This is a genomic window from Stenotrophomonas nitritireducens (assembly GCF_001431425.1).
In the GTDB taxonomy this organism is placed as follows: Bacteria; Pseudomonadota; Gammaproteobacteria; order Xanthomonadales; family Xanthomonadaceae; genus Stenotrophomonas; species Stenotrophomonas nitritireducens.
This window is the reverse complement of sequence record NZ_LDJG01000007.1, coordinates 71,030-83,437: the sequence shown is the minus strand read 5'-3', so window position 1 is coordinate 83,437 and position 12,408 is coordinate 71,030. Positions and strand designations below refer to the sequence as shown.

Sequence of the window (12,408 nt, the reverse complement as noted above, 5' to 3'; positions counted from 1 at the left end):
TGCCGCCGATTCCCACCGCGCACGGGGCCGGGGCCGCCGGCGCCGGATCAGAGGTCGAAGGCCAGCATGTCGCGCCCGGTCGCCGCGCGCACGATGCGCTGGTAGACGCCGGTGCCGCCACCGCCGCTGGTCATCACCACCAGCCCGCGGCGGCGCTGCGGATCGCCCACCGCGAAGGTCTTGTAGCGGCCGGCGTTGGAGCCGCCGTGGAAGAACCAGCGCGCATCCGCATCCACGCGTTCCAGGTTCCAGCCCAGGCCCTTGTCCAGCCAGCCCGGCCGCACCGCCAGCTGCGGCGCCAGCATCGCCTGCCGGGTGGCTTCGCCGATCTCCCACTCCTGCCGAGTCTCGCGCCGCATGACGTGGGCGATGAAGCGCGCATAGTCCTGCACCGGCCCGCGCAGGCTGGCGGCGGCATTGGCGAGCAGATCCCCCGGCCACACGAACATGCCCTCCGGCGCCGCGGCCTGGGCCAGCGGCAGCGCGCGCACCGCGTCGTCCCAGGTCCAGGCAGACAGCGGCTTGCCCTGCGCCTCGGCCAAGGGCTGCAGCAGCGGCCATTGCGCGCGGAAGGTCTCTACCACCGGCTGCGCGCCGGGCGCGGGCACGCCGGTCACCGAATGGCGCGCGGCATGCGCGTTCCAGGTGTAGGTGCTGCCGCGCATGCCGGCCGGTTCGAACAGGCGCCGCTGCGCCAATTGATCCAGACTCTGGCCGGTGACGGTCTCCACTACCCGCTGCAGCCAGAAGAAGGCCTCGCCCGAGTAGTTCACCCGCTGCCCCGGCTCGGCGATCGTGCGCAGCGGATCGCGCTCGGGATGCGCGCGCCAGTCCGGCAGCCCACTGCCGTGGCGCAGGACGTCGCGCACGCTGATCCGCTCCAGCCGGGGGTCGTCGCCGGCCAGGAAGTCAGGGCGGTGGTAGTCCACCAGGGCGCGGTCGAGCTGCAGCACGCCGGCATCGACCAGCTGCAGGACCAGGTAGGCGAACACCGGCTTGCTCAGCGAGGCGCACTCGAACACGCTGTCCGCGTCCACCGCCGCGCCGCTTTCCACGTCGGCCACGCCGAACCCGCGATGCCAGGCCAGTTCGCCCCGCTCCACCACCGCGATGGCGACGCCGGGCACGCCGAAGGCGCGCATCCATTCCGGCAGTCCGGCCAGGAAGGCGTCGGACGGAATCCATGGCCGGTCATCGCGCACCGGCGGGGCTGCCTGCAGCGCCGGTGCCGGCAGCAGCGCGAGCGACGCGCTGGCCGAGGCCATGGCGAGGAACCTGCGCCGGGAAGTCGGCATGGCGGCCATCTCCTGCATGTACATCACCCCTGGGATCGAAACATCAGTCCGGGAGGAGCCTACCTGGCGACCATGCCGTCCTGGAAACTCCCGTTGCGGGCACTGCACGCCCCCACAGGGTCAGGGCTTGTTCGGCCAGTGGCTTTCGGATTCTCCCGGGCAGCTTCCGCGCCGCGGCTGCCCCGGTGAAGAGTCGCGCCTCGCCGGATCAGGCGGCCCTCGGGGATGCCCTGCGCCGCCTCGCGCGGATGGCCCGGATGCGCGGGCGGCTCGCCCCGGGCAAACCCAGCCGCAGGCCGCAGCAGGCGCCGTCGCCGATCATGGCCGCCCGGATTTCCCGGCCTCGGCCGCGAGCACCCCGGCCCGCCGGTGCGACCGCGCGGCGGAAAGCCCGGACCCGGGCGCCTGCGCGGCCTCGAAGTCCGGTTTCCGGCCGACGAAAAACAGATCCACCCCATGCCCGCTTCGCCGCCGAAGCCCGATGGCGCTCCCGTCCAGCATTGCGGCCTTTCCACTCCCACATCCGCCACCTGCCGGACCCGGGGGTTTGCGGGCAGGGCGTCAACGTACCGAGCACACGCCCCTGCGTGCAGGAAGGCCATGCCCGGCATGGCCCCTGCGCACGCCCAGGTCCTACTCCAGGTTCTGCACCTGCTCGCGGATCTGGTCGATCAGCACCTTCAGTTCGACCGCGGCATTGGAGGTGCGGCTGTCCACCGACTTGGAGCCCAGCGTATTGGCCTCGCGATTGAACTCCTGCAGCAGGAAATCCAGGCGGCGGCCGACCGGCTCGCGCTGGCGCAGCACGCGGCGGATCTCGCCAATGTGGCTGCCCAGGCGGTCCAGCTCCTCGTCCACGTCGAGCTTCTGCAGCCACAGCACCAGCTCCTGCTCGGCGCGGCCCGGATCGACCGGATGCGGCAGGTCGGCCAGACGCGCGGCCAGCTTGGCGCGCTGGCCCTCGCGGATGGCGGGAATCAATTCGCGCACCTCGCCGGCGATGCGTTCGATCGCATCCACCCGCTCGCTGATCGCGGCAGTCAGCTTGGCGCCCTCGCGCTCGCGCGCGGCCACGAAGCCGTCGATGGCCTCGTCCAGCAGCGCCAGCGCCTCGGCGTGCAGCGCCGCGGCATCGACCGCTTCGCCGCGCAGCACGCCCGGATAGGCCAGCAGCTCGGTGAAGCTGACGCGCATGTTCAGGAAATGCCCGTGCAGGCGCTGCGCCACCTCGCCCAGCTGCTCGACCAGCGCCTCGTCCACCGACAGCGTGGGCGCCGCCTCGGGCGCGCGCAGGCGCATGACCAGATCCACCTTGCCGCGGCTGATGCGCGCGGCCACGCGCTCGCGCAGTTGCGGCTCCAGCGCGCGCAGTTCTTCCGGCAGCCGCACCCCCACTTCGAGGAAACGGTGGTTGACCGAGCGCAGCTCGCAGCCGAGGGTGCCCCAGCGCGTGACGCGTTCGCCGCCGGCATAGGCGGTCATGCTTCGGATCATGTGGATTTCCGGTGCGTTGCAAAGGGCGAATGGTACCCTAGGCGCCTCCGGATGCCGGCCCGCAGGCCGCCCGGACACCCCCACGACGCTCCATCGCCACCCGGACTTCCCATGACCTTTTCCCGTCCCAGCGGCCGCCAGGCCGACCAGCTGCGCACCGTCACCCTCGAACGCGGCTTCACCCGCCATGCCGAAGGCTCGGTGCTGGTGAGCTTCGGCCATACCCGCGTGCTGTGCACCGCCAGCGTCGAGAACCGCGTGCCGGCGTTCCTGCGCGGCAAGGGGGAAGGCTGGGTGACCGCCGAGTACGGCATGCTGCCGCGCTCCACCCACACCCGTTCCGACCGCGAGGCCGCGCGCGGCAAGCAGGGCGGACGCACGCTGGAGATCCAGCGCCTGATCGGCCGCACGCTGCGCGCCTGCATCGACCGCAACGCGCTGGGCGAACGCACCATCACCCTGGACTGCGACGTGCTGCAGGCCGACGGCGGCACCCGCACCGCGGCCATCACCGGCGCCTACGTGGCGCTGGTGGACGCGGTGAACAGCCTGCTCAAGCGCGGCGAGATCAAGCGCAACCCTGTGTTCGGCGCAGTCGCGGCGGTGTCGGTCGGCGTCTACAAGGGCGTGCCGGTGCTGGACCTGGACTACGCCGAGGACAGCGACTGCGACACCGACATGAACGTCGTCATGAACGACGGCGGCGGCTTCATCGAACTGCAGGGCACCGCCGAGGGCCATGCCTTCCGCCGCGACGAACTGGACGCGCTGCTGGCGCTGGCCGAGAAGGGCATCGGCGAACTGTTCGCCGCGCAGCAGGCAGCCCTGGCCCAGGCATGAACCGGCGCATCGCCCTGGTCACGCTGGTGGTGGCCGACTACGACGAAGCCATCGCCTGGTACACCGGCAAGCTCGGTTTCCAGCTGCTGCAGGACATCGACCAGGGCCACAAGCGCTGGGTGGTGGTCGGGCCGGCCGACGGCAGCGCCGCCGCCCTGCTGCTGGCCCGCGCCAGCGACGAGGAACAGCGCGGCCGCATCGGCAACCAGACCGGCGGCCGGGTCGGCTTCTTCCTCGACACCGACGACTTCCACCGCGATCACGCGGCCATGCTGGCCGCCGGCGTCCAGTTCCTGGAACAGCCGCGCGAAGAACCCTATGCCACGGTCGCGGTGTTCCGCGACCTGTACGGCAACACCTGGGACCTGCTGGAGCCCAAGCAATGAAACTGGTCCTGGCCAGCGGCAACGCCGGCAAGCTGAAGGAACTGCAGGCGATGCTGGCCGACCTGCCGCTGCAGATCGTGCCGCAGCGCGAACTGGGCGTGGACGACGTGCCCGAAACCGGCCTGACCTTCGTCGAGAACGCGCTGATCAAGGCCCGCCATGCCTGCACGGTCACCGGCCTGCCGGCGCTTGCCGACGACTCCGGGCTGATCGTCGATGCGCTCGACGGCGCGCCCGGCCTGTACAGCGCGCGCTACGCCGGCAGCCCCACCGACGATGCCGCCAACAACGCCAAGCTGCTCGCCGCACTATGCGATGTACCGCCCGAGCGCCGCAGCGCGCGCTTCTACGCGGTGATCGTGCTGCTGCGCCACGCCAACGACCCGCAGCCGCTGATCTGCGAAGGCAGCTGGGAAGGCCGCATCATCGACGAACTGCGTGGCAGCCACGGCTTCGGCTACAACCCGGTGTTCCTGGATGAAGAACTGGGCCTGACCGCCGCGGAAATGCTGCCTGAGCAGAAGAACGCCCGCAGCCATCGCGCCGCGGCGCTGCGCCTGCTGCTGCAGCAGCTTTCCCGCCAGCTGGCGCACTGAGTCGCGACGATGAGTGCGCATTCCCACGTGCATGACGACGCCTGCGGCTGCGACGCGCCCGCCGCGGTGCAGCTGGTCCCACCACCGCTGTCGCTGTACGTGCACCTGCCCTGGTGCGTGCGCAAATGCCCGTACTGCGATTTCAACTCGCACGCCGGCAAGGGCGCGCTGCCGTTCGATGCCTATATCGACGCACTGATCCGCGATCTGGACCAGGACCTGCCGCTGGTCTGGGGCCGGGTGGTCAACAGCGTGTTCTTCGGCGGCGGCACCCCCAGCCTGTTCCCGCCCGAGGCGATCGACCGCTTCCTGCAGCAGGCCAGCGCGCGCCTGCGCTTCGCCCCGAACCTGGAAGTGACGCTGGAGACCAACCCCGGCACCGCCGAGCACGGCCGCTTCGACCGCTACCGCGCGGCCGGCGTGAACCGCATCAGCTTCGGCATCCAGACCTTCAACGATGAAGCGCTGCAGCGCCTGGGCCGCATCCACGACAGCAACGAGGCCGAACGCGCGGTCAAGCTGGCCCAGGATGCCGGTTACAGCAACTTCAACATCGACCTGATGTACGCGCTGCCGCAGCAGACCCTGGCCCAGGCCGAGCACGACCTGGAGCGCGCGTTTGCGCTGGACCCCACGCATATCTCGCACTATCAGCTGACGCTGGAACCGAACACGGTGTTCTTCGCCAAGCCACCGCAGGGCATCCCCGACGAAGACAGCGCCTGGGACATCCAGGAGCATTGCCAGGCCCTGCTCGCCGAGCGCGGCTATGGCCAGTACGAGGTCAGCGCCTATGCGCGCGACGGCTGGCAGTGCCAGCACAACCTGAACTACTGGCGCTTCGGCGACTACCTGGGCATCGGCGCCGGCGCGCACGGCAAGATCAGTTCCGGCGCGCAGCAGCACGTGCTGCGCCGCTGGAAGCACAAGCACCCGCAGACGTTCATGGATACGGCCGGCACGCCCGCGGCGATCGGCGGCGACGACGTGATCGACGCCGCGCGCCTGCCGTTCGAATACATGCTCAACCTGCTGCGCCTGCACGAGGGTTTCGGGCTGCGCGACTTCGAATCGCGTACCGGCCTGGACCGCGGCGTGCTGCGGCCGGCGCTGGCCACCGCAGTGGAGCGCGGCTGGCTGCTGCACGACGGCGAGCGCATCGTTCCCACCGAGCTGGGGCGGCGCTTCACCAACGACGTGGTCGAACTGTTCCTGCCCTGAACAGGGCCATCGCCGCCCCGCAAGTGGCGGCGCCACCGGCGAAATGATAGAAATCGCCCACCAGGGGGCGTGGAAAGCACATCGGATGTCAGGCATTACAGCAAGCTCCTCCAGCCAGGCGCTCGCCCGGCTCGCCGGCGCGCAGGTCCCCGAACGCGTGCGCCATCTGCTCGAAGCCGTCCACGGCATCGCCGCGCAGGTGCTGGCCTCGCCGCTGCAGCTGACCATGGTGCAGCTGGAACGCGAACTGTTCGGCCTCGCCGAGAAGGCGCGCAACAGCCAGGTCCAGGCCGACGTCTACGCGCAGATCCGCCAGCTGGGCGTGCATGCCGCCGAATTCCCCGGCTGGTTCCTGGACGCGCTGGCCGACGACCTGGCGCGGCTGCGCGAACCGTCCACGCCCGGCGCCACGCCGGCGCCGGCGATACCGGCGATGACCCTGGTCAACGACACCGACATCGACCGCGACATCGTCCTGCACGAAATGGCGCGGCGCGAAAGCTACCGCGCGCAGTCGCACCTGCAGCTGCTCGGGCAGCGCTTCGGCGTGCTCTGCGCGCAGCCGGCATTCGACGCCGAGCGGCTGCCGGTGGGCCCGCACGCGCTGTGCCGGATACTGCGTGCCTGCGGCGAGCGGCTGGGCCTGAACCTGGAAGCGCAGCAGCAGCTCTACCACGTGTTCGAACGGCAGGCACTGGAACGGCACGTCGAACTGCTGGACCGCCTGAACATCCTGCTGGCCCGCGAAGGCGTATTGCCCGGGCTGGTCTACATCCCCTATCTGCCGCGCCCCGCGGGCCAGCGCCGCACCGTCGGCGCGCCCGCCGCGGGCGCCACGCGCGAGGGCCAGGCCGCAGCCGCGCCGCGGCCGCTCACCCATTGGCAGGGACAGGCGCCGGCGGCGTCGTGGGCGGACGCCGCGATGGGCGCAATGCCCACGCCAGCGGCGCCAGCGCCCGCATCGACGGGACCGGGACCGGGCACGGCCTCCGCCCCGACCCCGGCCGGCATGGCCTCGCTGCACGAACTGCTCGATACCGCGCGCCAGTTGCTGGCGCAGCAGCTGCAGTCCGGTGCCGGCAATGGCGCTGGCGGCGCGGTTCCGCCCGCCGACATGCTCGCCGCCCTGGCCGCCCTGGCAGGCCAGCAGCGCCCTGCTGGCGCCACCGCCGCCGCGCCAGGCGCTGCAGGCGCTCCGTCCGCCCCGGTGGCCGACCTGGCCAGCATGGCCGCGACGCTGCAGGCCGCCGCACCGGCGGTGCCGGCACGCGCCGTTCCCAGCGAGGCGGTGATGGACGTGCTCGCGCGCCTGCAGCCGCAGGGCGCGGCACAGGGCACGCGGCGCAGCTTCGGCGACATCCAGAAGGCGCTGCTGTCGCAGGTGCGCGCCGAGCATGGCCAAAGCGCCACGCTCTCGCCCCGCGACAGCAACACCCTGGACCTGCTGGGCATGCTCTACGGCCAGATCCAGCGCGAAGTGCGCGCCGACGGCCCGGCCAGCGACCTGCTCAACCGCCTGCAGGTGCCGCTGGCGCGCGCCGCCGTCGGCGACGAGGCGTTCTTCATCCGCGACCAGCACCCGGCGCGCGAACTGCTCAACACCGTGGCCGAATCCGGCGCGGTATGGCTGGGCGAGGACGATGGCGACCCGGTGCTGCTGCAGAAGCTAGGCGAAGCGGTGGACCGCGTGGTCGCCGAATACCAGGGCGACGAATCCGTGTTCGCCGCCGCCAACCGCCAGGTGCAGTCGCACCTGCAGGCGGCGGTACGCAAGGCCGAGGTCACCGAGCGCCGGCAGATCGAGGCAGCGCGCGGCAAGGAGCGGCTGGAGGCGGCCAAGCAGCTGGCCGGCCGCACCATCGGCCAGCTGTGCAGCGCGGCGACGCCGCCCCGGTTCGTGCAGACCCTGCTGCACGAAGCCTGGAGCGACGTACTGACCCTGACCCTGCTGCGCCAGGGCGAGGACTCGGAGGAATGGCGCCAGCGTCAGGAAGCCACCCGCCGCATCGGCGAGATCACCGCCAGCGCCGAAGGCGCGGCCGATCCGGCGCTGGGCGGCCAGATCGAGGAATCGCTGCTGCAGGTCGGCTACCACGAGGACGAGGCCGGCGCGATCGCCCGGCGCCTGTCCACGCCCGGCGGCGAGGACGAGATCACCTCGCGCACCGAACTGGCCGCCCGGCTCAAGGCCCGCGCCCGGCTCGGCGGTGGCGACGGCAAGGACGGAGCGGACCCGCAGGCGCCGCCGCCTTCCGAGCGCACCCCGGCCGAGGAAGGCTATTACCGCCAGCTGCGCACGCTGCCGTTCGGCACCTGGTTCGAATTCACCACCAACCAGCAGGGCGACACCCGCCGCCTGCGCCTGTCCTGGTACAGCCTGGTCACCGACAACGCGCTGTTCGTGAACCAGCGCGGGCAGAAGATGGCCGAGCATTCGCTCGACGCGCTGGCGCGGCTGATGGCGCGCGACCAGCTGCGCATCGTCACCGAGGACCGCGGCCGCCTGATCGACCGCGCCTGGCAGGCCACCGTCCGCGCCCTGCGCTCGCTCGCCGGCGGCCACACCGCTCCGGAGTCCGCATGATCCCCGAAACCCGGCGCGCCCCGCGCCTGCAGGTGCCGGCCCTGGTGCCGGTCACCGACACGATGACCGCCGGCGTGATCGGGCGGCTCGGCAACGTGTCCGAAACCGGCATGCTGCTGATCGCCTCCGAACCGCTCAACGAGGACGCGCTCTACCAGCTGCGCTTCCCGGTCCCCGATGGCCGCGGCGGCGAGCAGCCGGTCGACGTCGGCGTGCACCTGCTGTGGCGCGAGGCGGCGCAGGCGCCGGGCCACTTCTGGGCCGGCTTCCGCTTCCTGACCCTGGAAAAGACCCACCGCGAACGCCTGCGGCAGTGGATCGAATCCAATCTTCCGGCCTCCTGAACGACGGAACCGGCACAGCGGCCCGGGGCCGATTGCGGCAGAATCGTGGTTCGATTCCAGCCTTGCCGCGAGCCCCACCATGAACCTGCCCGACCCCGGCGCCCTGTATTCCGACCACCTGGGCGTGCTCGCCCGCCGCGCCGACGAAGCCCTGGCCCGCGGCGGCTTCGATCACCTGGTCGTGCCCAGCGGCCGCCTGCATTACCAGCTGTTCGACGACCGCGACTACCCGTACGCGGTCAACCCGCAATTCAAGACCTGGCTGCCGCTGACCCGCCTGCCGGACAGCTGGCTGGTGTACACGCCCGGCCGCCGCCCGCAGCTGGTCTACCACCAGCCGCACGACTACTGGCACGCGGTGCCGGCCGCGCCCAGCGGCTGGTGGGTCGAGCATTTCGACATCCACGTCATCCGCACGCCGGAAGAAGCCCTGGCCCTGTTGCCGAAGGATCCGGCGCGCTGCGCGATCCTCGGCGAGCCGCAGAGCGCGCTGGGCAGCTTCGTGCCCAACAATCCGCAGCCGGTCATCGACTACCTGGAATACCAGCGCGCGTTCAAGACGCCCTACGAGATCGCGCTGATGCGCCAGGCGCAGGTGCACGCGGTGCGCGGCCACCGCGCCGCCGAGGCCGCGTTCCGTGCCGGCGCCAGCGAATTCGGCATCCACATGGCCTATTGCAGCGCCGTGGGCCAGGACGCCAACGAACTGCCCTACGGCAACATCATCGCCCTCGACGAGCACGCGGCGGTGCTGCACTACACCGACCTCGGCCATACCACGCCGCAGCCCGCGCGCAGCTTCCTGATCGACGCCGGCGCCTCCGCGCATGGCTATGCCAGCGACATCACCCGCACCTACGCCGCCGCCGGCCATGACGAGTTCCAGGCGCTGATCGACGCGGTGGACGCCGCGCAGCGGAAAATGTGCGCGGCGGTGCGTGGCGGCTTCGACTACAAGCAGCTGCACGTCGATGCGCACCTGGCGCTGATGGGCATCCTCAAGGATTTCGGCGTCATCACCGTGTCGCCGGAAGCGGCGCTGGCCAGCGGCGTCAGCGCGGCGTTCTTCCCGCACGGCATCGGCCACCTGATCGGCGCGCAGGTGCACGACGTGGCCGGCTTCGCCGCCAGCGACCGCGGCGGCCGCATCGAGCGCCCGGCCGGCCATCCCTACCTGCGCATGACCCGCGTGCTGGAACCGGGCATGGTGGTCACCATCGAACCGGGCGTGTACTTCATCGACATGCTGCTGGACGAAGTGAAGCAGGCCGGCAACGCCGCCAGCGTGGACTGGGACCGCGTGGATTTCTTCCGCCCCTACGGCGGCATCCGCATCGAGGACGAAGTGCTGTGCACCGACGGCGAGGCCGACAACCTCACGCGCCCGGTGTTCGCAGCCTGAGCCCATCGCAGGCATGCAACCGGGGACGCACCCCGTAGATGCGGGGCTTGTCCCGTATGGTTTCCCGGTGAAGCCCGTACCGGGCAAGCCCGGCACCTAAGGGTGTGTAGATGCGGGGCTCGCCCCGCATGCCCTGCAGGAGCTCGCATCCGTGCGCTCCTGCAGGCGTCGCCTCATTCGCGGCCGATGCCCAGCAGCCACAGGTAGCTGGCCGCCGACCAGCTGAAGTTGCGCGCCTGGTAGCCCTTGCCGGTAGTCGGGTCGTAGTTCTCGTACATCGGCGCCTGTGCGGCCAGGCCATCGGCGGCCAGCAGCAGGCGCGCGCTCAGCGCATCGGCCGCATCCGCCTGGTCGTAACGGCGCAGTGCCTCCACACCGAAGCGCGCCTGGTCCAGCCACAGCGGCCCGCGCCAATAGCCCTTGACCGGCGAGAAGCGCGGATCGTCGGCCGCCAGCGTCGGCAGCGGCATCGGCGTGGCGAAGCGCGCCGGGTCGAGCATGGTCGCGATCACCGCGCGCGCCTGCACCGGGCTGGCCAGACCAGCCCACAGCGGCGTCCAGCCTTCGGATCCGAACACGCCGATGCGCTCGCCCGTGCCCAGGCGCGCATCGAAGAACCAGCCGGCGGCTGCATCGAAGAAGCGCGTGCCGATGCGCTGCTTCATCGCCCCGGCGTCATGCCGCCACGCAGCGGCTTCATCGCGTTTGCCGAGCACCTCGGCCAGTCCGGCCAGGTCGAGCTTTTCGCGATAGAGGTAGGCATTAAGGTCCACCGATTCCTGGTCCAGCGACCACGCCCCCTCGCCATTGGCCAGCATCTTCGCGTCGTCGAAGCGCACCGCGTTGTCCATGCCGCTTTCCCAGGCCGCGGCGATGCGGGTGCCGTCGGTGGCGCCGAATTCGGCCAGCCCGTTGCGGTCGTGGTCGCGCTCGGCGAACCACCAGCGGTGGTAGCGCACCAGCCTGTCGTACATCTCGGCGACGAAGGCCGCATCGCCGGTGGCGCGGTGGATTTCCCGCGTCGCCCAGGCAGCGAGCGGCGGCTTGGTGTTGCGCCAGTTGTTCTCCTTCGCGTCCAGGTAGACGCTGTCGGCGACCATGCCGTTGGCGGCCTGGTAGTCGAACATCGCGCGCATCTGGTCGCGCGCCAGCTCCGGCGCGAACCACGCCAGCGCGGCGGCGTGCTTCCACGAATCCCAGGCCCAGAAACCGTTGAAGTAGTCGGCCGAATACGACGGAATGACACCGTCGTGATGCAGATCGCCACGTGCGGAGCGCCAGTTGCCGATCAGGGTCTGCACCGCCTTCACCGCGACACGCTGCGCCACTTCGTCGGGCACGCCATCGACATGGCTGGCCGCGACCGCGCGCAGGTAGCCGTCCCAGCGCGCGCGGTTGTCCCGCCACCGCGCCGGTTCGTCGGCGATGGGCGGCACGGCGGTGCCGGTCTCCGCCGACAGGTACTGCTCCAGCACCAGCGTCAACGGCTGTCCCGGCTGCAGCCGCAATGGCGCCGCCGAGGCGAAGCGATGGCCCTGCCGGTCCTGCTGCGGCGGCATCCGGCCCGCGTCCATCTGCAACCGGGTCAGCAGCGCTTCGTCGCTGCCGGCAAAGGTCTGCACCAGCGCATCGTCCCGCAGCGTGAGGGCATCGCCGGGCGCCAGCATCGGCTCGGCCTCCACCGCGATGTCCAGCGTGCGTGCGGTGGTCGCATCCAACTCGATGCGCACCAACGCACGCCGCGCATCGGCGAAGTACAGCACCTGCCGCAGGCGCACCCCATCGCCCTCGAAGCGCCGTTCCAGATAACCCGGCCATGCGTGACTGGCGACCTCGCGCAGCGCGACCGGCGTGCCGCTGGCGGCATCCTTCAGCGTCACGTTCGCCATCCGCTTGCCGACCCAGCGGCCGGCGCCGAGGCTGTGCACGAACGGCCCGCTGAAGCCGCTGCCGGCATCGGCCGCGGCCGGCAGGCTGTAGCCATGCCAGGCGCCGGCGTCGAAGAAGATGTTGAAGCTGCGGTCGTCGGCGTTGGCGGGCGTACCGTGCAGGTCGAGCACATCGGCGGGGGCAGGCGCCGCCACGGCGTGCGAAGCGAAGGCCAGCGTTGTGGCGAGCAGCAGGCGCAGGTGGAATGTCGCTGGCATCGGCTTTCTCCGTGATTTCTGTCCGCGCAGATGCTTCTGCAGGAGCGCGTTTCAGTCGCGAACGGGGCGTTGACGGGAAACCCTGGTCGCGGCTGAAAC

General features: G+C 71.1%; 10 protein-coding genes. 7 read left to right on the top strand and 3 right to left on the bottom strand.

The window, feature by feature from the left end:
- Positions 1-47: 47 nt before the first annotated feature.
- Together ABB22_RS06205 and ABB22_RS06200 are read right to left on the bottom strand one after the other, a co-directional pair.
- Positions 48-1,295: a serine hydrolase domain-containing protein gene (locus ABB22_RS06205; RefSeq protein ID WP_161809350.1), complete on the bottom strand. Its 1,248-nt coding sequence runs from the start codon at positions 1,293-1,295 to the stop codon at positions 48-50.
- Positions 1,296-1,928: 633 nt separating this feature from the next.
- Positions 1,929-2,789 (bottom strand): YicC/YloC family endoribonuclease, encoded by an 861-nt coding sequence (locus ABB22_RS06200; protein WP_055771637.1) that lies wholly within the window; start codon positions 2,787-2,789, stop codon positions 1,929-1,931.
- A 111-nt stretch (positions 2,790-2,900) separates the two neighbouring features.
- Here ABB22_RS06200 and rph point away from each other — a divergent pair, with 111 nt between their 5' ends.
- From rph to pepQ, 7 genes are all read left to right on the top strand, one after another.
- A complete protein-coding gene (gene rph / locus ABB22_RS06195; protein WP_057505118.1) occupies positions 2,901-3,629 on the top strand; it encodes a ribonuclease PH in 729 nt (242 codons plus the stop codon).
- Positions 3,626-4,015, top strand: a complete 390-nt coding sequence (locus tag ABB22_RS06190) for a VOC family protein (protein ID WP_055771643.1) — start codon at positions 3,626-3,628, stop codon at positions 4,013-4,015. Before rph ends, ABB22_RS06190 begins: the two co-directional genes overlap by 4 nt.
- Complete coding sequence (gene rdgB, locus ABB22_RS18575; protein WP_057505117.1) at positions 4,012-4,611, top strand: RdgB/HAM1 family non-canonical purine NTP pyrophosphatase; 600 nt, start codon at positions 4,012-4,014, stop codon at positions 4,609-4,611. Before ABB22_RS06190 ends, rdgB begins: the two co-directional genes overlap by 4 nt.
- Before the next feature lie 9 nt (positions 4,612-4,620).
- Entirely contained in the window at positions 4,621-5,832 is a 1,212-nt protein-coding gene (hemW, locus tag ABB22_RS06180; RefSeq protein ID WP_055771650.1) for a radical SAM family heme chaperone HemW, read from the top strand.
- Positions 5,833-5,917: 85 nt separating this feature from the next.
- A complete protein-coding gene (locus ABB22_RS06175) occupies positions 5,918-8,416 on the top strand; it encodes a DUF1631 domain-containing protein (protein WP_057505116.1) in 2,499 nt (832 codons plus the stop codon).
- Positions 8,413-8,760 (top strand): PilZ domain-containing protein, encoded by a 348-nt coding sequence (locus tag ABB22_RS06170; RefSeq protein ID WP_055771656.1) that lies wholly within the window; start codon positions 8,413-8,415, stop codon positions 8,758-8,760. Before ABB22_RS06175 ends, ABB22_RS06170 begins: the two co-directional genes overlap by 4 nt.
- 79 nt (positions 8,761-8,839) lie before the next feature.
- On the top strand, positions 8,840-10,162 hold the full coding sequence (gene pepQ / locus ABB22_RS06165) for a Xaa-Pro dipeptidase (protein WP_057505115.1): 1,323 nt from the start codon (positions 8,840-8,842) through the stop codon (positions 10,160-10,162).
- 173 nt (positions 10,163-10,335) lie between these two features.
- On the opposite strand, the gene ABB22_RS06160 is transcribed toward pepQ, so the two are convergent.
- Positions 10,336-12,309, bottom strand: coding sequence for an MGH1-like glycoside hydrolase domain-containing protein (locus tag ABB22_RS06160; protein ID WP_057505114.1), 1,974 nt, complete (start codon positions 12,307-12,309; stop codon positions 10,336-10,338).
- Between the last annotated feature and the right edge of the window lie 99 nt (positions 12,310-12,408).

What these genes read in the sequence shown, in the direction of transcription:
- ABB22_RS06205 (WP_161809350.1), bottom strand. Translation starts at nt 1,295, where the DNA reads ATGCCGACTTCCCGGCGCAGGTTCCTCGCCATGGCCTCGGCCAGCGCG.
- ABB22_RS06200 (WP_055771637.1), bottom strand. Translation starts at nt 2,789, where the DNA reads ATGATCCGAAGCATGACCGCCTATGCCGGCGGCGAACGCGTCACGCGC.
- rph (WP_057505118.1), top strand. Translation starts at nt 2,901, where the DNA reads ATGACCTTTTCCCGTCCCAGCGGCCGCCAGGCCGACCAGCTGCGCACC.
- ABB22_RS06190 (WP_055771643.1), top strand. Translation starts at nt 3,626, where the DNA reads ATGAACCGGCGCATCGCCCTGGTCACGCTGGTGGTGGCCGACTACGAC.
- rdgB (WP_057505117.1), top strand. Translation starts at nt 4,012, where the DNA reads ATGAAACTGGTCCTGGCCAGCGGCAACGCCGGCAAGCTGAAGGAACTG.
- hemW (WP_055771650.1), top strand. Translation starts at nt 4,621, where the DNA reads ATGAGTGCGCATTCCCACGTGCATGACGACGCCTGCGGCTGCGACGCG.
- ABB22_RS06175 (WP_057505116.1), top strand. Translation starts at nt 5,918, where the DNA reads ATGTCAGGCATTACAGCAAGCTCCTCCAGCCAGGCGCTCGCCCGGCTC.
- ABB22_RS06170 (WP_055771656.1), top strand. Translation starts at nt 8,413, where the DNA reads ATGATCCCCGAAACCCGGCGCGCCCCGCGCCTGCAGGTGCCGGCCCTG.
- pepQ (WP_057505115.1), top strand. Translation starts at nt 8,840, where the DNA reads ATGAACCTGCCCGACCCCGGCGCCCTGTATTCCGACCACCTGGGCGTG.
- ABB22_RS06160 (WP_057505114.1), bottom strand. Translation starts at nt 12,309, where the DNA reads ATGCCAGCGACATTCCACCTGCGCCTGCTGCTCGCCACAACGCTGGCC.